Origin of the sequence: Nonomuraea muscovyensis (assembly GCF_014207745.1) — a bacterium.
GTDB lineage: Bacteria > Actinomycetota > Actinomycetes > Streptosporangiales > Streptosporangiaceae > Nonomuraea > Nonomuraea muscovyensis.
In genome coordinates, this window is the sequence record NZ_JACHJB010000001.1 from 3,412,745 (window position 1) to 3,433,930 (window position 21,186).

Annotated in this window: 22 protein-coding genes and 1 tRNA gene; 10 read left to right on the forward strand and 13 right to left on the reverse strand. The window is 70.1% G+C overall.

Features of this window, described 5'->3' with window-relative positions:
- Nucleotides 1-56 precede the first annotated feature (56 nt).
- The 8 genes from FHU36_RS16255 to FHU36_RS16290 all read left to right on the forward strand — a co-directional run bounded on the left by FHU36_RS16255 (nucleotide 57) and on the right by FHU36_RS16290 (nucleotide 9,838).
- Entirely contained in the window at nucleotides 57-1,505 is a 1,449-nt protein-coding gene (locus FHU36_RS16255; RefSeq protein ID WP_185084493.1) for an amidohydrolase, read from the forward strand.
- Between the two features lie 198 nt (nucleotides 1,506-1,703).
- Nucleotides 1,704-3,299, forward strand: a complete 1,596-nt coding sequence (locus FHU36_RS16260; RefSeq protein WP_185084494.1) for a peptide ABC transporter substrate-binding protein — start codon at nucleotides 1,704-1,706, stop codon at nucleotides 3,297-3,299.
- A 7-nt stretch (nucleotides 3,300-3,306) separates the two neighbouring features.
- Nucleotides 3,307-4,242: an ABC transporter permease gene (locus FHU36_RS46335; RefSeq protein WP_312891618.1), complete on the forward strand. Its 936-nt coding sequence runs from the start codon at nucleotides 3,307-3,309 to the stop codon at nucleotides 4,240-4,242.
- The gene (locus FHU36_RS16270; RefSeq protein ID WP_185084495.1) at nucleotides 4,202-5,113 is read left to right on the forward strand and encodes an ABC transporter permease; all 912 of its coding nucleotides are present in this window, start codon (nucleotides 4,202-4,204) and stop codon (nucleotides 5,111-5,113) included. The genes FHU36_RS46335 and FHU36_RS16270 overlap by 41 nt, the downstream gene beginning before the upstream one ends.
- The gene (locus FHU36_RS16275) at nucleotides 5,113-6,111 is read left to right on the forward strand and encodes an ABC transporter ATP-binding protein (protein ID WP_185084496.1); all 999 of its coding nucleotides are present in this window, start codon (nucleotides 5,113-5,115) and stop codon (nucleotides 6,109-6,111) included. The genes FHU36_RS16270 and FHU36_RS16275 overlap by 1 nt, the downstream gene beginning before the upstream one ends.
- The gene (locus tag FHU36_RS16280; RefSeq protein WP_185084497.1) at nucleotides 6,108-7,088 is read left to right on the forward strand and encodes an ABC transporter ATP-binding protein; all 981 of its coding nucleotides are present in this window, start codon (nucleotides 6,108-6,110) and stop codon (nucleotides 7,086-7,088) included. Before FHU36_RS16275 ends, FHU36_RS16280 begins: the two co-directional genes overlap by 4 nt.
- Before the next feature lie 8 nt (nucleotides 7,089-7,096).
- On the forward strand, nucleotides 7,097-8,659 hold the full coding sequence (locus FHU36_RS16285; RefSeq protein WP_185084498.1) for a hypothetical protein: 1,563 nt from the start codon (nucleotides 7,097-7,099) through the stop codon (nucleotides 8,657-8,659).
- Nucleotides 8,660-8,848: 189 nt separating this feature from the next.
- Nucleotides 8,849-9,838, forward strand: coding sequence for a hypothetical protein (locus FHU36_RS16290; protein WP_185084499.1), 990 nt, complete (start codon nucleotides 8,849-8,851; stop codon nucleotides 9,836-9,838).
- Between the two features lie 183 nt (nucleotides 9,839-10,021).
- On the opposite strand, the gene FHU36_RS16295 is transcribed toward FHU36_RS16290, so the two are convergent.
- Nucleotides 10,022-10,513 carry a YajQ family cyclic di-GMP-binding protein gene (locus tag FHU36_RS16295; protein ID WP_185084500.1) on the reverse strand — a complete coding sequence of 164 codons (492 nt, stop codon included), beginning with the start codon at nucleotides 10,511-10,513 and terminating at the stop codon, nucleotides 10,022-10,024.
- 246 nt (nucleotides 10,514-10,759) lie between these two features.
- On the opposite strand from FHU36_RS16295, the gene FHU36_RS16300 reads away from it, so the two are divergent.
- Nucleotides 10,760-10,844, forward strand: a tRNA-Tyr gene (locus tag FHU36_RS16300).
- 236 nt (nucleotides 10,845-11,080) lie between these two features.
- Here FHU36_RS16300 and FHU36_RS16305 read toward each other — a convergent pair.
- The 10 genes from FHU36_RS16305 to FHU36_RS16350 all read right to left on the reverse strand — a co-directional run bounded on the left by FHU36_RS16305 (nucleotide 11,081) and on the right by FHU36_RS16350 (nucleotide 18,568).
- On the reverse strand, nucleotides 11,081-12,472 hold the full coding sequence (locus FHU36_RS16305) for a tyrosine-type recombinase/integrase (protein ID WP_185084501.1): 1,392 nt from the start codon (nucleotides 12,470-12,472) through the stop codon (nucleotides 11,081-11,083).
- The gene (locus tag FHU36_RS16310; protein ID WP_185084502.1) at nucleotides 12,469-12,660 is read right to left on the reverse strand and encodes a helix-turn-helix transcriptional regulator; all 192 of its coding nucleotides are present in this window, start codon (nucleotides 12,658-12,660) and stop codon (nucleotides 12,469-12,471) included. The genes FHU36_RS16305 and FHU36_RS16310 overlap by 4 nt, the downstream gene beginning before the upstream one ends.
- Nucleotides 12,657-14,258: a replication initiator gene (locus tag FHU36_RS16315; protein WP_246502061.1), complete on the reverse strand. Its 1,602-nt coding sequence runs from the start codon at nucleotides 14,256-14,258 to the stop codon at nucleotides 12,657-12,659. The genes FHU36_RS16310 and FHU36_RS16315 overlap by 4 nt, the downstream gene beginning before the upstream one ends.
- On the reverse strand, nucleotides 14,251-14,451 hold the full coding sequence (locus tag FHU36_RS16320) for a hypothetical protein (protein ID WP_185084503.1): 201 nt from the start codon (nucleotides 14,449-14,451) through the stop codon (nucleotides 14,251-14,253). The genes FHU36_RS16315 and FHU36_RS16320 overlap by 8 nt, the downstream gene beginning before the upstream one ends.
- Complete coding sequence (locus tag FHU36_RS16325; RefSeq protein WP_185084504.1) at nucleotides 14,451-15,878, reverse strand: FtsK/SpoIIIE domain-containing protein; 1,428 nt, start codon at nucleotides 15,876-15,878, stop codon at nucleotides 14,451-14,453. The genes FHU36_RS16320 and FHU36_RS16325 overlap by 1 nt, the downstream gene beginning before the upstream one ends.
- An 86-nt stretch (nucleotides 15,879-15,964) precedes the next feature.
- Nucleotides 15,965-16,267, reverse strand: a complete 303-nt coding sequence (locus FHU36_RS16330) for a hypothetical protein (RefSeq protein ID WP_185084505.1) — start codon at nucleotides 16,265-16,267, stop codon at nucleotides 15,965-15,967.
- Complete coding sequence (locus FHU36_RS16335) at nucleotides 16,264-16,674, reverse strand: plasmid replication, integration and excision activator (protein WP_185084506.1); 411 nt, start codon at nucleotides 16,672-16,674, stop codon at nucleotides 16,264-16,266. The genes FHU36_RS16330 and FHU36_RS16335 overlap by 4 nt, the downstream gene beginning before the upstream one ends.
- 122 nt (nucleotides 16,675-16,796) lie before the next feature.
- Nucleotides 16,797-17,513, reverse strand: coding sequence for a GntR family transcriptional regulator (locus FHU36_RS16340; protein ID WP_185084507.1), 717 nt, complete (start codon nucleotides 17,511-17,513; stop codon nucleotides 16,797-16,799).
- A gap of 303 nt (nucleotides 17,514-17,816) precedes the next feature.
- Entirely contained in the window at nucleotides 17,817-18,152 is a 336-nt protein-coding gene (locus tag FHU36_RS16345; RefSeq protein ID WP_185084508.1) for a hypothetical protein, read from the reverse strand.
- Nucleotides 18,149-18,568 (reverse strand): hypothetical protein, encoded by a 420-nt coding sequence (locus FHU36_RS16350; protein WP_246502062.1) that lies wholly within the window; start codon nucleotides 18,566-18,568, stop codon nucleotides 18,149-18,151. The genes FHU36_RS16345 and FHU36_RS16350 overlap by 4 nt, the downstream gene beginning before the upstream one ends.
- Before the next feature lie 118 nt (nucleotides 18,569-18,686).
- On the opposite strand from FHU36_RS16350, the gene FHU36_RS16355 reads away from it, so the two are divergent.
- Nucleotides 18,687-19,910 (forward strand): NsdA family TPR-like regulatory protein, encoded by a 1,224-nt coding sequence (locus FHU36_RS16355; RefSeq protein ID WP_185084509.1) that lies wholly within the window; start codon nucleotides 18,687-18,689, stop codon nucleotides 19,908-19,910.
- Here the strand turns inward: FHU36_RS16355 and FHU36_RS16360 are convergent.
- Together FHU36_RS16360 and FHU36_RS16365 are read right to left on the reverse strand one after the other, a co-directional pair.
- Nucleotides 19,888-20,370, reverse strand: a complete 483-nt coding sequence (locus FHU36_RS16360) for an NUDIX hydrolase (RefSeq protein ID WP_246502466.1) — start codon at nucleotides 20,368-20,370, stop codon at nucleotides 19,888-19,890. The two genes, FHU36_RS16355 and FHU36_RS16360, sit on opposite strands and share 23 nt — an antisense overlap.
- A 309-nt stretch (nucleotides 20,371-20,679) precedes the next feature.
- Nucleotides 20,680-21,066: a hypothetical protein gene (locus FHU36_RS16365; RefSeq protein ID WP_185084511.1), complete on the reverse strand. Its 387-nt coding sequence runs from the start codon at nucleotides 21,064-21,066 to the stop codon at nucleotides 20,680-20,682.
- Between the last annotated feature and the right edge of the window lie 120 nt (nucleotides 21,067-21,186).

Below are 21,186 nucleotides of genomic sequence, written 5' to 3' on the forward strand. Positions count from 1 at the left end.
CGGGATGTCCGCTCTCGACGATGAGCCGCCGGGCGCTGCCCGCCTAGCGTCATCGCATGCCCTCACTGCTGCTGCGCAACGCGCGGATCGGCCCGGGAGGCCCGCTCCGCCATGTCCTGATCGCCGACGGCCGGGTCGCCGCGGTCACCGAAGAACGGCCGCCCGCCGACGAGCCCGCCGGCGAGACGGTCGACGTGCAGGGTGGCACGCTGCTGCCCGGCCTGTGGGACGCGCACGTGCACGCCGTCCAGTGGGCGCAGGCCCGGCGCCGGGTGGATCTGAGCGCCGCCCGCTCGGCCCGCGAGGCCGTCGACCTGGTCGCCTCGCACACCGGGTTCACCATCGGCTACGGATTCCGCGACGCTCTGTGGCCGGACGTCCCGCACAAGGAGCTGCTGCACGCGGCGGCCCCCGGCCGGCCGATCGTCATGGTCAGCAACGACCTGCACACCGCCTGGTTCAGCCCCGCCGCGCTGGCCGCCATCGGGATGGGCGAGCATCCCACCGGCGTGCTGCGCGAGCGCGCGTGCTACACCGCGATGGCCGAGCTGCCCGCGCCGCCCCAGGGGGAGCTCGACCGCTGGGTCGCCGAGGCGACCACCGCGGCGGCCTCCCGCGGCGTGGTGGGCCTGATCGACTTCGAGTTCGCCGACAACGTCGCCGACTGGAGCCGCCGGGTCCGCGAGCAGCGGGTGGACGTGCGGGTCGCCTGCTCGATCCCCAAGGACCACCTGGAGCTGGCCATCGGCCGCGGCCTGCGCACCGGCGAGCCGGTCGCGGGCTCCGGCGGGCTGCTGGAGGTGGGGCCGGTGAAGATGTTCGTGGACGGCTCGCTCAACACCCGCACCGCCTACTGCGACGACCCGTACCCGGGCACCGACGGCCGCGGCCTGCTGGAGACCCCGCCCGACGACCTGTACGACACGATGAGCCTGGCCGCCGTGCACGGCATCCATCCCGCCGTGCACGCCATCGGCGACCTGGCCGCGAGCATCGCGCTGGACGCGTTCGAGCGGGTCGGCTGCCCGGGCCGGATCGAGCACGCCCAGCTCGTCCGGGCCGCCGACTTCGCGAGGTTCGCCCGGCCCGGCCTGGTCGCCGGTGTGCAGCCCGCGCACGCCCCCGACGACCGCGAGGTGGCCGACCGGCACTGGCCGGGCCGCACGCACCGCGCGTTCGCCTACGCCGACCTGCTCGCCGCGGGCGCCGTCCTGGAGATCGGCTCCGACGCGCCGGTGGCGCCGCTCGACCCGTGGGACGGCATGGCCTCGGCCATCACCAGGACCGACGACGACCGGCCCGCCTGGCATCCCGAGCAGGCGATCCCGCTGGCGGCCGTGCTCGCCTCGGCCGCCCGTGGCCGGCGTGGCATCCGGCCGGGCGACGTCGCCGACCTCGTGGTCACCGCCACCGACCCGGCCGGGCGGGCCCCCGCCGACCTGCGCGGCACCGAGGTGCTCGGCACGCTCCTCGGCGGCCGGTGGACGTACCGGCAACAGCTCTGAAACACCCGGTTCATCCCGAAGGCACCCGCTGTCCGCCCACACAAAGGCATGGCGCCCGGTTGAACCTTCCCGACAATGAACCCCCTGCCCGTGCTGTGGCACGCTCGAAAACCAGCGCGGGCGACCCCGGCGCGATTCCCGGCAGCTGCCACCCCCACCCCCCTTCCGTGTCGAGCATCCTTTGGAGGTGCCACGCACATGTCCGTGAGAAGACCGCGCTGGGCCGGGGCCGTCGTCGCGACCGCACTGGCCGTCACCACGGCGGCCTGTTCCGCCGGGGCCGGCAAGGCCGCCGCCCCGGCGGGGGAGAAGTCCTTCGCCGTCGGCGTGACCACGTACTTCCTGTCCCACTTCACGCCCGGCAAGTCGGTCGGCAGCAACATCGACTACGCCCTGTTCACCCCGCTGACCACCGTGGACGCCTCGTCGGGCAAGGCCGTCAACGCCCTGGCCGACTCGATCGAGACGGCCGACAACGTCACCTGGACGATCAGGATCAAGCAGGGGTGGACGTTCCACAACGGCGAGCAGGTCACCGCGCAGTCGTTCGCCGACTCGTGGAACGCCACCGCCTACGGCCCCAACGCCATGACGAACAACTACCTGTTCACCGGCTTCAAGGGCTACACCGACCTCAACCCGGCCAAGGGCGAGCCGTCGGCGAAGACGCTGTCGGGCGTCGAGGTCGTGGACCCCGCCACACTCAGGGTCACGCTCACCAAGCCGCTCTCGCTGTTGCCGTACATGCTGGCCCAGACGCCGTTCTCGCCCATGCCGAAGGCGGCCTTCACCGACCTCGACGCGTTCGACCGCAAGCCCATCGGTAACGGGCCTTACCAGATCGACGGCCAGGGCCTGTCGGCCGGCACCACCAAGGTCACGCTGCGCAGGTTCGACGCCTACCAGGGACAGCAGGGCGACGCCGCCACGATCGAGGCCAAGTCCTACCAGGACGAGGCCGCCGCCTACCGCGACCTGCAGGCCGGCAACGTCGACGTCACCCTGGTCACCGGCAACAACCTCACCGACGCCGCCGCCCGGTTCAAGGACCGGCTCGTCCAGGTGCCCTTCCCCGCCGTCATGTACCTCGGCTTCCCGCTGTGGGACGAACGCTTCTCCGACGTCCGCGTCCGGCAGGCCTTCTCCCACGCCGTGGACCGCGACACGATCGTCAAGTCGCTGCTGCGCGGCTTCGGCCAGCCCGCCAAGGGCCTCGCCGGTGCGGGCGTCCCCGGCGGCGGCGCCGCCGACTGCACCGCCTGCACCTACGACCCCGCCAAGGCCAAGGCGCTGCTCGCCGAGGCGGGCGGCTGGAAGGGCCCGCTCAAGCTCTGGACGTTCCAGGACCCGCTCAACACCGTGCTCCTGGAGGCGATCGGCAACCAACTGCGCGCCAACCTCGGCATCGACGCCGTCACCACCCAGGCCCAGCCCGTCGACCAGCTCTACCCCAACCTCGGGGCCAAGAAGATCGACGGCCCGGTCCTGCTGTACATGGGCGCCGGCTACCCCCACCTTTACGCGCTGACCGACCAGCTCTTCACCAAGGGCAACGCCACCAACGTGACCGGCTACGACGACCCCGACTTCGTGAAGCTGCTCGACAGGGCCGCGAGCGCGCCCCAGGAGGAGGCGCTCGGCCTGACCCGGCAGGCCGCCAAGGTCGCGCTCGACGGGCTGCCGCTCACACCCCTGTTCCAGCCGGTCGGCGGGCTCGCCCACACGGCCAGGATCAGCGGTGTCCGGCCGGAGTTCCTCGGCGGCGTGGTGCTCGCCTCCGTCAAGGTCGGCTGAGGCACCCGTGGGCAGGTACGCCCTCCGCAGGCTGTTCATGGCGGTGCCGGTGCTGCTCGGCACCACCTTCATCATCTACCTGGCGGTCTACGCCCTGCCCGGCGATCCGATCCAGGCGCTGGCCGGCCCCAACCGGGTGCTGACGCCGTCGGTCGAGCAGGCCCTGCGCGAGCAGCACAACCTGGACGAGCCGCTGCTCGTCCAGTACGGCCTCTACCTCGCGGGCCTGCTGACCGGCGACATGGGCATGAGCCTCACCGGCCGGCCCGTGTCGGAGGTGGTCGCGGCCGGCTGGCCCGTCACCTTCCAGCTCGGCGTGACCGCCTGGCTGTTCATGGCCGCCATCGGCGTGCTGCTCGGCACGTTCGCCGGCATGCGGCGCGGCAAGCTCGCCGACGCCGCCGTGCTCGGCGGCACCACCGTCATCATGGGTGTCCCGTTCTTCGTGGTCGCCTACGTCGCGCAGATCGTGCTCGGCGTCAACCTCGGCTGGCTGCCCGTCTCCGGCACCGAGGCCGGCTGGCCGCTCGCGTACGTGCTGCCCGGACTCGTCCTCGCCCTGTACGGCCTGCCGCAGGTGGCCCGGCTGACCCGCACCAGCGTCCTCGACAACCTCGGTGCCGACCACGTCGGCACCGCCACCGCCAAGGGCCTGACCAGGCGGGCCGTCATGGTCCGCCACGTGCTGCGCAACTCCCTCATCCCCGTCGTGTCGCTGCTCGGCGTGAGCCTCGGCTACCTGCTCAGCGGCACCGTCCTCATCGAGGGCATCTTCAACCTGCCCGGCCTCGGCTACCAGATCTTCACGGCGATCCCGCAGCACGACGGGCCGGTCGTCGTGGGCGTCGGAACCCTGCTCGTCCTCGTCTTCCTGCTGGTGAACCTCATGGTGGATCTGCTCTATGGCATCCTCGACCCTCGTATCCGGCTCGACCTCGACTGAGCCCGGCCCGGCCGCCCGCCGCTCGGGCCTGTGGCCGGAGCTGCGCCGCCGCCCGGCGTTCGCCGTCTCGTCCGTGATGGCGCTGCTCGTGTGCGCCATGGCGGCGGTGCCGCAGGCGTTCGCCGGCTGGTTCGGCGGGGGCGACCCGCGCCGCTGCGACCTGGCAGGCAGCGGCCTGCCGCCCGCCCCCGGGCACCCGTTCGGCTTCGACATCCAGGGCTGCGACCTCTACACCCACGTCGTGTACGGCGCGCGTTCCTCGGTGCTCATCGCCGTGCTCACCACCGCCGGCATGCTGCTGCTCGCCGTCGTGCTGGGCCTGCTGGCCGGCTACTTCAGGGGCTGGGTGGACATGCTGATCAGCCGGGTCATGGACGTGTTCTTCGGCTTCCCGGCACTCGTCGGCATGATCGTCATCCTGCAGACGCTGAGCACGCACAACGAGGTGACCGTCTCGGCCGTGCTGATCCTGTTCGGCTGGCCGGCGCTGGCCCGCGTCATGCGCGGCTCCGTCCTCGCCACGGCCGGCAGCGAGTACATCGCCGCCGCCCGAGGCGTGGGCGCGAGCACCCCGCGCATCCTGCTGCGGCACGTGCTGCCCAACTCCTTCGGCCCGGTCGCCGTGCTGACCGGGCTCAACGTGGGCGGCGTGATCGCCTCGGAGTCGGCGCTGACGTTCCTCGGCGTGGGCCTGCAGACCCCGGCCATCTCGTGGGGCGTCCAGCTCAACACCGCCCAGCAGTACTTCACGACCTCCCCGCACCTGCTGATCTTCCCGTCGATCTTCCTGACGGTGACCGTGCTCAGCTTCGTCCTCCTCGGCGACGCGCTGCGCGACGCCTTCGACCCCCGGCTGCGGCAGGTGATGTGATGACGCTCCTCGCGACCCTTCCCGGCCACGACCCCGCCGCCCCGGCCCTCGCCGTCTCCGGCCTGCACGTACGCCTCGGCCGCACCGGCATCGTGCACGGCGTCGACTACGCCGTCGAACCCGGCCGCACCCTCGCCGTCCTCGGCGAGTCCGGCAGCGGCAAGAGCGTCACCGCCCGCGCGGTCATGGGCCTGATCCGGCCGCCCACCGGCGCCGTCACGGCCGGGTCCGTCCGCCTGCGCGGCGTCGACCTGCTCACCCTCCCCGAGGAGACGAGGCGGCGGCTGCGCGCCACCACGATCGCCATGGTCTTCCAGGACGCCCTGTCGGCGCTCAACCCGGTCCTCAGCGTCGGCTACCAGATCGCCGAGCTGTTCCGCGCCCACCTCGGACTGTCGCGCAAGGAGGCGCACCGGCGGGCCGTCGAGGTGCTCGACCTCGTCCGCATCCCGGCCGCCGCACGGCGGGCCCGCGACTACCCCCACCAGTTCTCCGGCGGCATGCGCCAGCGCGTCGGCATCGGCCTGGCCATCGCGCTGAACCCCCAGGTCATCATCGCCGACGAGCCGACCACCGCCCTCGACGTGACCGTCCAGGCGCAGATCCTCCGGCTGCTCGGCGAGATCCAGCGCGAGCACGGCACCGCCCTCGTGCTCATCACCCACGACATGGGCGTCGTCGCCGACGTCGCCGACCGGGTCGCCGTCATGTACGCCGGGCGGGTCGTCGAGCAGGGCGGCGCGGCCGAGCTGTACGCCCGGCCCGCCCACCCGTACACCGAGGCGCTGCTCGGCGCCATCCCCCGGCCGCAGCTTCGCGGGCAGCGGCTCGCCGTCATCCCCGGCGCGCCGCCCGACCCGGCCGACCCCGACCCCGGCTGCCGGTTCAGGCCCCGCTGCGGATACGGCACCGACGCCTGCGACCAGGCGCCGGCCGCCCTCCAGATCGCCGCCGGCCGGCTCGCCGCCTGCCACGAATGGGAGCGGGTGACCGCGTGAGCGAGACCGTGCTGGAGGTGCGTGACCTGGTCAAGCACTTCCCCGTCAGGCAGGGCGTGCCCCGCAGGACCGTGGGGGTGCTCAAGGCCGTCGACGGTGTCAGCCTGGAACTGCGCGCGGGTGAGACGCTCGGCGTCGTCGGCGAGTCCGGCTGCGGCAAGTCCACCCTGGCCAGGATGCTGACCGCGCACGAACGGCCCACCTCCGGCGAGGTCACCGTGCTCGGCCGGTCGCTGCTGGACCTGCGCGGCCGCGAGCTGCGCCGGGCCAGACGGCACATCCAGCTCGTCTTCCAGGACCCGTACACCTCACTCGACCCGCGCATGACCGTGGCCGAGGCCGTCCGCGAGCCGTACGACGTCAACCCCGACCTCGCCCCGCGCCGCGACCGCGACCGGCTGGCCCGCGACCTGCTGGAGGTCGTCGGCCTCAGCCCCGGCCACGGCGACCGTTACCCGCACCAGCTCTCCGGCGGCCAGCGGCAGCGCGTCGGCATCGCCCGCGCCCTCGCCCTGCGCCCCCGCGTCCTGGTGTGCGACGAGCCCGTGTCGGCGCTCGACGTGTCGGTCCAGGCCCAGATCGTGAACCTGCTGGAGCGGCTGCGCGAGGAGTTCGGGCTGGCGTACGTCTTCATCGCGCACGACCTGGGCGTCGTGCAGCACCTCGCCGACCGGGTGGCGGTCATGTACCTGGGCAAGGTCGTCGAGACCGGGCCGGAGGCCGACGTGTACGGCTCCGCCGCCCACCCCTACACCCAGGCACTGCTGTCGGCGGCGCCCGTGCCCGACCCGGCGCTGCGCGGCACCCGCCAGGAGATCGTCCTGGACGGCGAGCCGCCGAGCCCCGTGGACCCGCCCGCCGGCTGCTCCTTCCACCCCCGCTGCTGGAAGGCCGTGGCGAGCTGCGCCGAGCGGCCCCCCGCCCTGGAGCCCGTGGCTCACCCGCGCCACGTGGCGGCCTGCCACCTCCGGACATAATCATCCTCATGGCCCGATCTCCACGCCTCAGCGAGGCCGAGCGCAAGCTCTGGAACGCCTTTCCCACCGGTGAGACCGTGGATCTCGGCCCCGCCCCCACCGGCCCCGTGTCCAGCGGGCCTGTCCCCACCGGGCCCGTGTCCAGCGGGCCCGTCCCCACCGGGCCCGTCTCCGGCGAGCCCGGCGCACCCGCGGGCCACAACGCGCCCGAGGACGGTGACACCTGGGGCCCCGAGCGGACCGTCCGCGCCGGCGTGATCACATCCCTGCTGCTGGGCGCCCGCGAGGCCGCCCCCGGCTCCGTCGCCGCCGTCCGGTTACGCGGCGCCAGGATCACCGGCTCCCTGGCCATCATCGGCGGCACCGTGGACCACGACCTCGACCTCAAGGGCTGTCACCTCGACGAGCCCGTCCTGTTCACCGGCACCACCACCCGCTCCGTACGCCTGACCGACTGCACGCTGCCCGGGCTCAGCGGTGGCGGCATGCGCGTCGCCGGCCACCTCAGCCTGTCGGGCTCCACCGTCACCGGCACCGTCCGCCTCGCCCGCGCCCAGTTCGAGAGCGGGCTGTGGCTGGCCGGCACCCGCATCACCGCCGACGACGCCTGGGCCCTGTCCGCCGGCTCCATGGTGGTGGAGAGCGGCGCGACCCTGCGCAACGCCGACATCACCGGCGGCGTCCGCCTGGCCGGCAGCCGCGTGAACGGCGACCTCAACCTCGAAGGGGCCACCCTGCGCAATCCCGGCGGGCGCGCGCTCAGCGGTGACGACATGGTGGTCGAGGGCACCGTGCACTGCACCCGCGGCTTCACGGCACTGGGCTGCGTCCGGCTGCGCGGCGCGCGGATCAACGGCACGTTCTCCTTCAACGGCACCCTACGCAGCCCCGACACCCCGTACGCGCTGCACGCCAGCCACATGGAGGTTCGCGAGTTCTACCTCAAGCCCACCGAACCCATCGACGGCGTCGTCAGCCTCGCCTACTCCCGCATCGGCACCCTGCAGGACGACCCCGGCACCTGGCCCGACAAACTCCGCCTCAACGGCCTCACCTACGACCGGCTGCGCGGCAGCGGCGTCGCCCGGCGCATCGACTGGGCCGGTCGCGACCCGGAGGGCTTCCGGCCCCAGCCGTACGAGCAGCTCGCCGCCTGGTACCTGCGCGACGGCAACGACGCGCTCGCCCGCCGCGCCCAGCTCGCCAAACTCCGCGCCCGCCGCCGCACCCACGGCCGTGGCCTGCGGGTGTGGGGCCGGCTCCTCGACGTCACCGTCGGGTACGGGTACCGGCCCTGGCTGGCCGGGGTGTGGTTCGCCGTGCTGCTGCTGACCGGCACCGTCGCCTTCGCCCTGAACCCCCCGCGTCCCCTCAAACCCGACGAGGCCCCCGTCTTCGACGCCTTCGCCTACAGCTTCGACCTGCTGCTGCCGCTGCCGGCCTTCGGACAACGCGAGTTGTTCGACCCGGCGGGGTGGACGCAGGGCCTGGCGTACGGGCTGGTGGTGGCCGGCTGGATCCTCGCCACGGCCCTCATCGCCGGCGCCACCCGCGTCCTGCGCCCCCAGTGACCTGCCACGATGCCGCGCCTGCCACGATGCCGCGCCTGCCGTGATGCCGCGCCTGCCGTGATGCGACGCCCGCCGCGCCCGCCGCGCCCGCCGCGCCCGCTGCGTCCGCCGCGGCAGGTCTCAGGCCCGTTCCCGGCTCGGAGGACGTCCGCCTTGCGTGGCCGCGGCGGTTCGCGCTATGCAACATCGATGCTCTTGGTGAATGTGGTGCGGGCCGGCGTCGTCCTCGAGAACGCCTCCCACATGCGAATCGGCCAGGCATGGGACGACCCCTCGCTGGACGCGGCGCTGCCCGGCGTCCGGGCCGGGCGGCTCGACCAGGGGCTCGAACTCATCAGAGCCGCCCGAGGCGACAACGAACTGCGAGCGCTTCGGGTCCAGGAACTCGCGCTCGCCGCCAGGTCGCACACCGACGCGCTGGCGCGGTTACCGGAGAACGACCCCGACGCCCTGCTCTGGCTCGGCGCGGCCCGCGTCAAGCACGCCTGGGACATCCGCGGCGCCTCTCTCGCGCGATACGTGGATGACGACCGATTCACGCGTTTCCACGAGGCCCTGGAAGCGGCCGAACCCCCGCTGCGCCGGGCGGCCGAGGCGCTGCCGGAGGATCCCGTGCCCTGGGCCCAGCCCCAGTGGCACGCGGTCGGCCGCCAAGCGGGCCGACCGGCACTGGACCGCATCTGGAGAGAACTCCACACCCGAGACCCGGCGCTCTACGCCGGGCACCACGGCCGCGCCCAGGCGCTCTGCGCGAAGTGGTACGGATCGGATGACGAACTCCTGACCTTCGCGCATGACACCGTGGAAGCGTCCCGGCCAGGCGACCCGGTCACCGCCATCCTGCCCCTGGCCCACTTCGAGATCGCCTGGCAGGAGGCCGACTACTCCGGCCACGACAACGAAGAGACCCTCCGGGCCCGCTTCCGGCGCCCGGACGTGTCCGGCGAGCTGATCGAGGCGGCGGACAAATGGCGGGTCGGCTCCCTGCCGCACCCCTTCGCCCCCGAGGCCATGCACCTGTTCGGAGCCGCCTTCTCCTACAGCGGGCACCACAGCCGTGCACAGACGTTGCTGACGGGCGCGGGCAGACGCGTACCGGAGATCCTGCCGTGGGCCGCCGCCTCCATCACCCCCGGCCGCCGCTACGCGAGGGCCCGCCGCGAACTCGGCATCACCTGACCCCACCGCACCAGCCGTCACCGTCCCGCACGAGGGCGCGGCCGCCGGGGCACGCGCACCCGACGACCGAACCCGAGGTCCCCTGTACCCTGTAACGCTCCGTGAGCGCCGGAACGGGCGACACGAAACCCTCCCGAACCGCTGCCGAACCTCGCGCGGGCGCCGACCGGCTCGTCGCACCCGTCAGCGGTAGTTCACGAACTGCAGCGCGATGTCCAGATCCTTGCCCTTGAGCAGCGAGATGACCTCCTGCAGGTCGTCCTTCTTCTTGGAGCTGACCCGGAGTTCCTCGCCCTGGATCTGCGCCTTGATACCCTTCGGCCCCTCGTCGCGGATCAGCTTGGAGATCTTCTTCGCGTGCTCCTGGTCGATGCCCTCCTTCAGGGAGACCAGCATGCGGTACTCCTTGCCCGACAGCTTGGGCTCGCCCGCGTCGAGGACCTTCAGGGACAGGCCCCGCTTGACCACCTTCTCCTTGAACACGTCCAGCGCGGCCGAAGCCCGCTCCTCGCTGTTCGCCTTGATCTCGATATTGTCCTGACCGGACCAGGCGATGCTCGCCCCCGTGCCCTTGAAGTCGAACCGGTGCCCGATCTCCTTGACGGTCTGGTTCAGCGCGTTGTCGACCTCCTGCCGGTCGATCTTGCTGACGATGTCGAAAGATGAATCGGCCAAAACGCACATCCTCTCAGCTGCCAACGCATGTCATCCGGCCCCCCGTCCAGGTCTCGCCGACCGCCCGGCGCATCCCCCGAACACGGACCCAGCGAACGAGCCTAGCCAGCATCGAGTCCCCGCGCAGCGCACCGGCCCGCCCCCGGCCCGCCGCGGCCGAGAAAGATCCCTCCAGGACAAACCGGTGTCACGCGCACCCCGGAAGTCCGCTATTCTTCTGTCTGTCGCCACGAGAGCGGATGACACGGCAGGTTGCCCGAGTGGCCAAAGGGAGCGGTCTGTAAAACCGTCGGCTCAGCCTACGCAAGTTCGAACCTTGCACCTGCCACCAGCAGTAAGAGCAGCTCAGAGGCCCTACGGGGCCTCTTCTGCGTTTTAGGACTGTGCAGCCGTAGGCAGCCCTGAGCGGCCGTTTGTCGCTGGTCCCGGAATATATCCGGAATGGATCATGGGGCGTTTCCCCTGGTAGACGTGCATGATCCGGAACGGCCACAGCTACTACGCGGCCACGAAGAAGGGCCCCGGAGGTGATCCGGAGCCCTGTGCTTCTTCTCAGATGGGGTCATCTCAGGCGACGAGCGCGTCTTCGATCCGCTGATTGACGATCTCCTCCTGGCCGTCGACGCACTTGGCGTAGACGCGGAGCAGGACGTCGACGCCGTGTCCGGCGCGGTTGGCCACCTCGGGGGCTGGGACGCCGCCGTTGAGCCAGAGCGAGACGGCCGCGTGCCGTAGGTCGTAGGGCCGCCGAGCCAGGGAAGAGGCGACCTGGGCAGGAGTGAGAGCCAGCGTGCGAGCCTCCTGCCAGACCTCGGTGTAGGCCGTCGAGGCGACGACGCCGCCGCGTTCGCTGCGAAAGAGCCGGCCGTCCTCGCCGACGCCGAAGTCCGCGATGTGCTGCCGAAGGATCTTGACCAGCTCGGGCGGGATCGGGACCACTCGGACGTCGTTCGCACCGCGGTGCTTGAGCCCGCGTTCCTCGTGTGCGTCCCCGGTGTCGGTCCACTGCCTGTTGACCTCGGGGCGGGACACATCGAGCGTGAGGCGGCCCCAGCCCTTGGCGGGGAGGTGGCAGTCATCGCGGCGCAGGCTTATTGCTTCGGCCGGGCGCAGGGCAGCGAAGTACATGCAGGCGAACATGGCCATGAGGCGTTGCCCGCGTCCCCGTCGTCCGTTGCCGCGTTTGCCGACGTAGGTCACCGCGGTCAGGAGCTCTCGGGCCTGGCGGGGGTTCACGACCACGCGAGGGTCGACGGTCTCGGTCGTCTTCGGAGGCGACCACTTCACCCGGTGGAGCGGGTTGGACGGCAGTTCCTCCAGTTCCACCGCGTACTCCAGGACGTGATGCAGAACGGCCCGCTTGCGCTTGATTGTGTTCGCGCCGGCCTTCGAGCCGTCGAGGCACAGCGTCAGAGCGTCGAGCGCGGGGCGGAGCACCTTCGTCTCGTTCAGATCTTGCACGCTGAGCGAGGCCGACTCCAACCAGCGGAGGGCCTTGGTCATGTCCAGTGGCACCGGTGGGCGCCGGTCCTCGGGGAGCAAGGCGTACTTGCGGAGGGCGCGACGGAGCGTCTGAGCGTCGGGCCTGCCCGGCATGTCCTTCGTCAGAGCCGGAAGCACCGTGGCGAGAGCGTCGGACATGCTGTCTCGGCTCTTGGAGGCCGCGTGGGGCCACTTCATGTCGATGTAGGCCCTGACGAAGTCGAAGACCGTGCGTGCCTCCTTGGCTTTGAGCATGGACACGGGAAGGCCGGTCTCGATGTCGAACGGCTCACCGTTCTTGGCCGCCTGTCTGAGGTCGGAGAGCCAGTTCTTGGCCTGTGCGGACTTCTCGTAGGTCTTGGACTTCTCGCGGCCGGCCACCGTCCAGCGGACCGTGTAGGAGATCGTCTTGCCAGACTTCACCGCCGACTTGTTGGGGCGAATCTCCCAGAACTTGACCTTGTAGGAAGTGTTCATGCTGCGCTCCTGAGGGATTCGAGCCAGGCTTCCAGGTCGCTTCGGTAGATGCGCAGTTCGCCGTTGGGCAGGCGGATGCCCTGCGGGGCCTTGCCGATCTCACGCCAGCGGTAGAAGGTGCGGCGGGAGACGCCGCCGAGTTCGTCGAGGACCTGGGCAACGGTGAGGAGTTCGTCTCGCCTCCTCATGCCGCCACCGCCTCGGTTACCGAAGGATCTTGGCCGTCTGCCTGAGCTTGGAGTCGGGCCATGTGGGTTCGCCAGCGTTGGCGTTCGGCGACCGATCGCAGGAGGCGTACGGCGAGTGGTGACACGTTGGCGTCGCCGGCCGGGACGGGCTTCCAGATGTAGCGGTGCGGGTCGGCCGGCTCGTTGGGCTGGCCGAGGGCTTCCAGAACCCAGGTGCGGCGGTCCTGCTTGTGTTCGGCGAGGGTCTTGTTGCTCCACTTGCGGGAGAGCAGGACGCGGCGCCCGGCGTAGCCGAGGTGGTCAGGCTTGTGAGCCTTGCTCCGGCACCGGCCGGGAGCCATTCCCGGCTTGGCGTCCTTGGGCTGGACGCCGTACCGGAGCCAGTTGGGACAGCGCGGCGAGCAGGGTTCGTAGTGCAGCGCCTCGACCATGCGGGCCGCGTGCTCGCGCTGAGCCTGATTGCCCGCGTTGAGGCTTTCGCCGAGGCTCTTGGTCAGATACTTGGACAGGTAGCGAATGCACTGGTCGGCGTCCGGGGTGCCGGCGAGTACGCCCTTGACGTCCATCTGGTCGCCGAAGCGGAGCACATGCAGCGGTTCGGCGTCCTCGTCGGCGTCGAGCTGGTCGAGGGCCTGCTCCCAGGTGGACAGTACCTCGCCGGTGGTCGGGTCGAGGTAGCCCGTGCCGTCCTTCCAGACAGGGAGGTGGTCACCGTCGAAGACGACCTTGTCGGCTGGTGGCCACCACACCTGGTGGTAGGTGGCCGCCGCGATCTGCTTGACCTCCGCGCGCGGGAGAGTGCCGCGGATGGCCATGTGCAGGTGCGGGGCGAGCCGCTTCTGTGGTTCGACGGTGGCGAAGTACTGCACGTCGTAGCCCGCGACGCGGCGGAGGTTCTGCACGAAGCGGTCCACGAGCTTGGAGAAGTGGAGCGCGTCGCGAGCGGCTCGCGCGTAGTCGTAGGTCTCGGGATCGACCGGGACGCCATCGCGCACCTTGCCGTAGGACGGGAGGGTCAGGGTGACGAAGAGCGAGGGGCGATAGACCTTGCCGTCCGAGCTGGTGAAGGTCCGCCCGAGTGTGGTCGGCGACATCCTCCGCTTGGGAAGGTTCGGGGCGTCCTGCCGTCGCCTCGTCGAACGCGTGCGCTTGGAGACCGTCCGGCCGAAGACGTTGCCGCGCATGCCCGCCTGGTTGATCTCGGCATCTACGCCCTCGATGGCGGCGTCCCAGTCGGCGGTGTCTTCGCCGAGGGCGTCGGCCTGGTCGCGGCGGGCCTGGAGGTCGGCGCGGAACTCGACCAGCCACCGCTGTTCGTCGGTCGGGTCGTCCGGAGTGATGGCCGGCTCTTGGTCGAGGTGCCAGCCTTCGCGGCACTGTGCCATGCGGAGCTGCCGGTTGCGCTTGGCACAGGACGGGCACTTGGCGTCGAGGGTGGCGCCGCATGGGACGTCCACGACTTCCCAGCGTCCGGTGTCGATGTCCAGGCGCTTGAGCGGAACGGGCCGGATGCACACGCCGTACTGCTTTGCGACCTCCACGGCCACGTCACGGGCCAGTGGCATGGCCTGCCGAACGGCACGTGGCAGTTCAGCCATGGACACCTCCCTCGTCTTCGGCCATGTCGGCGCAGAGCCGGAACAAGCCGTTGTACGGGTGCTTGAGCGTGCGGGGGTGGAGCAGCGCGAAGACACGCAGCCGAGGCAGATCGCGGAAGGTGAGCAGGACCATGAGGGGACGGCCGGAGACGAGTTCGAGTTCTTCGGCCGTGCCGTGGAAGCAGACCTTCATCAGGCAGTGTCCTTTCCGGCGGCGGAGGTGGCGGCCATGTCGCGAATGTCGGTGTCGGAGACGTATGCGGCGCGGACCCGGACTGGGTCGGGCGAGGTCTCCAGCCGGACGTAGCCGATGCCGGCGCCGAGTTCGGGGACGGGTGAGATGTGGTCGGCCAGGGCGCCACGGTCGCGTGCGCCGTCGCCGAGGACCATGTCCACCTGCTCGGACTCGTCGAGGCGGAGGGCGATCTTGTCGGGGAAGAGGTTGCGGATGTTCATGACCTCCTTGCGCGGGTCCTGGAGCGCAGCCATGACGCCGATGCCGACCGCTCGGCCCTGGGTGGTGAGCGTGGCCAGCGCAGCCGAGATGCGCTGCTTGAGCTGGCGGTCGGCCTGGTAGGCGGTCAGGAACGCCACTTCGTCGACGACCACCAGGACGAACGGGTCCTCCACGGTGGGGGTGTGGGAGCGCAGAACGCCGGCGAACCGGGCGGCGCGTTCCTGCATTACGGTGACGGCCTGGTCGAGCAGGTCGGCGCACTCCTCCGGAGTGGCCGCGTACCGCTCACCGAACAGGGCGCGCCCGTATGACAGCTCCATGAGCTTGGGATCGAGCGCCCAGATCTCGACCAGCCCCGCCCGCACGGCCGGGAGGAGCCCGCGGATCGTGGACCAGATGATCGAGCCCTTGCCGGCCCCGGTGGCGCCCGCGACCAGGACGTGAGTGCCGTGCACCTTGAGCAGCCAGGGCAGCCCGTCCTCCTGCTTGCCGATCTCGACCGGCCCCACGGTCGCGACGTCGGGCAGTGGCAGAGCATTGAGCGGCACGGCCAGCGGGTCGGTACGCGGGAAGGTGAGCAGGAGCCGCCCGCCCTGGGTGACTGCCACGCGGCAGGAGGCCGCGCCGAAGCCCTGCGCGAGGTGGTCGAGACGATCGGCCCAGTCCTTGACAGACTGCCCTTTGAGCATGCGCACGGTGACCAGGTCCGCCCACGCGGTGCAGGTGACCTTGCCGAGCCGGGGAAGGTAGTCACGGCCCCACAGATGCCGGCCGAGCCTTGAGACGACCATGACGCCTTGCCAGTGCCGTCGGTAAATCCAGACCAGTCGCCACCAGGCCAGCAGCCGCAGGCCGAGCAGGCGGACGAAGCTGCACCGGTCGGTGAAGGCCCAGGCGAGCACCCCCGTGGGCACCGGGACGAGGAGGAGCAGCGCGGTGCGCCAGCCGTACGCCAGCATGAGCGCGACGGGCGTGAGTGTGACGAGCACGGCGACGGGATGCCGCCACAGCAGCCGTACGCATCCGGCGAGGACGCGCCAGGCGAAGATGATCAGGGTCAGGATGGCGGGAGTCTGGACGACGGCCGGGCGGAAGACGATGGCCGTGTCGGGCGTGGTGGTGACGAGGTTGCGCGCCTCGTCGCCAGGCAGCCGCTTGAACATAAGCTTGGAACCTCTCGTGATGTGGAGTCAGGGGAGAACCGAGGGGCCGCCGGAAGTTGCCGCTTCCAGCGGCCCCGCCTTACGTGTCAGGCCGCCGTCTGGTCGGTGGCCTGCTGCTGGGTGTGCAGGTGCTCGCAGTCGGCGAGGTACTGGGCAGCGGCGGCGTAGATGTCGCGGGCCAGGGACAGGTCAGCGTCGGTGATCGGCCCGTCGCCGGTGGTGGAGACGGAGACGTTCGCCTCCGGCGTGCTGAGCGACAGGTACGGGCGGCGCTCGTCGATCACGCTGGTGTGGACGCGCACCGCGCCGGTGTGGAAGGACACAGTGAGGCGCGGGTCGTCTCCACGCGGCATCGACAGCGTGACGTAGGTGTACGGTCCGAGGCTCACGCCGCCGCCTCCTTGCCGGCGGGAGCCTGCTTGGCGCGGGGCGGGCGCATCCCCGTGGCGCGGATGGAGTAGGCCAGCCGACCGGCCTGGGAGACGTACGGCGTGACGGTCATCCCGACGAACTCGACGGGCGTGATGGGCACGCCGGCCACGCTCGGCGGGGCGATGGGTTCGGTCGAGGACAGGAGCTTGACCGCGACCGTCTTCTGGGACGCCTTCACGGTCGGGTCGCCGTCCATGACCGGGACCTGCCAGACCGGCTCACCGGTCGTCTTGTCCTTGGCGTAGACGGTCCTGCCGTTGGTCGAGGCGTCGAAGTCCTTGACCTGCTCGACGTTCCCGACGAGGTAGCAGCCGTGCGGGAAGACCTGCTCGAAGCTGATCGGGATGGGTCCCTGGATTGCCATGTGGTTCCTCTCTGCTGCGGCGGAGAGCCCTTCGTTCGCTCATCCACTTGTCCGTATGAGTTGAGAGTAAGCAACGGCCACTTGTCCGCACAAGTGGCCGAGCCGGAATGGATTGGTAAGAGTTAGCTCACCTTGTAGACATCCTCAAGTTCGTGCAGGGTCCCAGGGAGGGCCAGACTCATGGCGAGCAGCACCGTTCCCGCAGGATCGTGCACGGTTGCCAGCACGCCGAGCACCGGACCGGACGAGCCGAGCAACTCGGCCTCTTCCTTGGTCGGCTTACGGGCGGAGACGCGCTCGGTGATGTGGTCGAACCGCAGGTGCTTGACCGCTTGGAGGTGCCGGCGGATGCCACTCCGTAGTGGTTCCGGCTTGTCCAGGTCGGAGCCCACCGCGATCTCCAGCGGAATCCACACCGTCTCCACCGCCGACGGGACATCCCCCTGACGGGCCACCCGCTTACGCACGATCACCGGCGTCCGTTCAGCCACACCGAGAAGCCGCGCCACATGCCGGGGAGCCGGAACGCGCGTCACCTCCACGAGACTGTCAGCGCTCTCACCCTGCTCCGTCGTGGTCAGGCCCGGACGGACGCGGTCGGCCCCGCTCTCAGGACGGCCCTTCACGAACGAGCCGCGACCGTGCTCCCGCTCGATCCAGCCCTGCATGGCCAAGGTCTGGAGAGCCCGCACCACCGTGGTACGGCCCACGCCGAGTTCCCGCACCAACTGCGTCTCAGATGGCAGCATGTCACCGGGGGAGTACTCACCCGACTCGATACGCTCCTGAATCGCCCGCATGACCTGGGCGTATTTCGGTGGGGCGAAGTCCATGCTCATCTTGGCCGTCCGTTCACTCTTGCGCTCGTCCGCACAAGTACAGTACTGGCTAAGACATGGCCTGTCAGGGTCCTTGCAAGGCAGTCTTCTGTGCCATCTTCGCGGCCTGCTCCCACCGCCGCGCGCATTCCCGGCAGGACGCCGTGCCGGTCGGGACGAACGGCACATGCCAACCGTCGATCATCACCGGGCGAACCGACGCCCCGCACCACGCCGTCGTGCCCTCCGTCCGTACTGCATGCTGCACCAGCACGGAGTTCCGCCGGACGCCCTCCACCCCACACCCCCAATAGGCCGTTTCGCTCATGGCTCGACCTCGCGCAGGAAATCAGCCAGCGGCCCAGTCGCCGAATGCGCGGCCCGCAGGTCCGCATAGCGCATGGCGACGCGATGAGCAGCCCGCACCGGGTCAATGGCGGGATGCCAGGCATAGATTACGCGCCGACGTCCGGCATTCCACCCCGTTCGCCACCAGAAATGCTGACCGTCGCACCACACCACCAGACCGACCCAGACCGATACGAGCGCGAGCCCGTACCCGTCATGAACGTCGGCAGCGACCCCTTTCCCCGCCAACGCTTGTCGGAGAAGTTCGGCCGAATGACCCGGATCAATCGTGATCAATTTCGCCGCGTTCATTCGGCTACCCGCTCGAACCGCACCGAGCCCGCCGGGTCGAGGTAGGCCCGGAAGATCTCGTGCCGACTCTCACCGTCCGGCACAGCCCCGAGTCCGTAGACAGTGTGCGTGATCCGCCCCAGCACCGCAGTGCCTCCGGACATGCTGCGCATCGCCTTGCGCAGCTCGTCCATCGCGGTCGCCTGGAACGGGCTCGTCCCGCACGGCCCCAGCTCGTCACTACGGCCGGACTGAACCCGGACCTCCCACTCGAACACCTCACCGCCGGCGGCGTCGCGCTCGGCCCCGTCGCAGTAGAGGCACTCGACGGTAGAGGAGGAGACGACGCCCAGCTTCGACGCCGCCACATGTCCGCGCCGGGTGACGATCTTCCATCCGCGCCCGTCGCATTCTTCGCACCTGACCGGAGTTGTCATGCGGCAGAGCATGAATGGACCAACCGTTTATACATATCCCACGGCGATATACCACGGAGGCATATAGAGTCCCCGGCACGGCAATGCACCATCTCGGAGTCGAATCCCGGAGGACCGCATGCGCGCGAGTGCTTTCGAGCCGATCAAGCTACCGCCATCGGTTTGGGAACGCGACGACATGCGAGAAAGCCTGAAAAACCGCGACATCACCGGACTATTCCGGCTCGTCGCAAAATACGGCGGCGCCAGTCAGGTTCGCATCGCGACAGCGACCGAAATCGCCCAGCCACGCGTCAACAAGATCTTCAAAGGAACGGCCGGCCCCATCGAAGAACTGGCCGTCTTCGAGCGCATCGCCACCGGACTCGGTCTACCCGACCACGCCCGCATGCTCCTCGGCCTGGCCCCGCTCGACACCGCTTCGCCCACGGGCGACCTCGACGACGAGCACCAGGAGCAGACCGACGAACTCACCGCCCGGCTGGAGGCCGCCGCCACCATCGACGACACCATGGTCATGATCCTGCGGACGGACACCAACAACCTCCGCCTCCAGGACCGCCGACTCGGAAGCGTCGCCATCGCCGACAAGATGCGCGCCCAGATGGCCCAGATCGAACGAGCCCACCGCCACGCGATACGTCCGCGCATCCGTGCCCAGCTCGCCCACCTACTTGCCGAAACAGCGTCACTCGCCGGCTGGCAGGCCATCAACACTGTCGCCCTGAACGACGCCTGGAACCACTACGAGCGCGCCAAGGCCGCCGCCCGCGAAGCCGACGACCCCGCCGTGCTCGCCTATGTCTCAGGTGAACAGGCGTACGTCCTCATGGATCTGGGCCGCCCAGCCGAAGCCGCCGAGCTGCTCCAGTACATCCACACCACCCACCGCGACCGTGTTCCAGCCCGTCTGCGAACATGGCTCGCCGCAGCGGAAGGGGAAGCCGCGGCCATCCTGGGTGACGAAGCGGCTTGCCGTCGCGCACTCGACCAGGCCGCCGCCGTGTTGCCGGAAGGCGACAGCGACCCAGATATGCCGTACCTGTCGATCAACATCCACCACTTCGCCCGCTGGCGCGGAAGCTGCCTACTCCGCTTCGGCGACCCTGGAACCGTCGAGGACCTCCGCTCAGCACTTGCCGGAATGGACGGTACCTACAACCGTGCCGAAGCTGGCGTGCGCTGCGACCTCGGTCACGCGCTCCTCGCGGCCGGGGAACCCGACGCGGCCCAGCCGCACATCCACCGCGCCAAGCAGTTGGCCACCATGACCGGCGCCCGCCGCCAGCGACGCCGCATCGACGAGCTATCGAGAGCGGTCAACCGCGCCCTTGGCCGTTGAGACGCTGCTGAGCCTGAAGCAGCCCGATCAACGTCCCGGACGTCCAGATGTCGCCGCGGGCAATCATGTCGGGGATCTCGGCCATCGGAACCCACTCGAGGCGATCGGCCTCAACCTCCCCCTCCGGCTTGCCGACCAGCTCGGCCCCGCGCATCAGGAACAGGATGTGCTCGGAGTCGACCATGCCGGCCATTGGCTGATAGCTCACCAGGTGTTCGACCTGCTTGGGCCGATACCCGGTCTCTTCCTCGACTTCCCGGGCGGCCGTGGCCATTGGGTCCTCTCCGGCCTCGACCAGCCCACCGGGGAGCTCCCAGCCCCACCGGTCGAACACGAACCGATGCCGCCACATCAGCAGGACCCGGTCCTGCTCGTCGACGACGACGGCGATAGCGGCACGGTCGAGGTGCACCACGTGATGCTCGAACCGCTCCCCGCCGGGGATCTCCACATCGGCCATGCCGAGCCGAATCCATCGGTTGTCATAGATCAGTCGCTCCCCGTGAACCACCCAGCGCGTCAGCTCAGCGTCATCAGCCACACCGCGAAGCTACCGGCCCACGTCGCTGTCGTACACGCACTTCCAGGTGACAGCCGTGATCGTTGCCGAATAGTCCCTATGAAGATCAAGCGGCGGCGCTGCGCGCCGCCCTGCGGCCCGCGCACGCCCGCACGCTGCGCGTGCGGCCTGGGGGCCGTTCTCGCGCGCGACGCGCGCGGGCCGCAGAACTCCGTAGAGCACCCAGGTCTACACACCATCGGGCAACGCTCACGCGTTACGCTCGGACCACTCGGCCACGGTCTGCATCGGCCCCAACAGCCTTTCCGCGATCTGGGTCTTTGTCTCGCGGTCCAAGCTCTCAGGCAGCCGATCAAAAGTGGCTGGCAAGACATCCAGCAGCGAGAAAACTTGCTGACCGTCCCGCAGAGCCAGCAACAGCATGCAGCGCCAATGCGGCGAGTGCTTCGGCCGATGGTTCAGGCGATGAACAAACGCTGGCCACAAGTAGTGAGTCGCTTTCGGATCAGCATGCTCGGCCAGCCATCCGGCTTCGTGCTGACGATTAAGGCCGCACACCCTCGCCTCGTCATCAAGATGAATGAGCTCCGCTGTAGTGACGGCCTTGACGGTGCGCGGGATCTCCGAGGATGCCATGCCACAAGTATCCGTAGATCAGCTTCGCAGGAATGCTTCCGGCGGGGGCGCTCCGGCTCCGGGATGACCACCACGCCGTCTACGAGGACCGTAGACGGCTGAGGTGGAAGCCTGCTCATC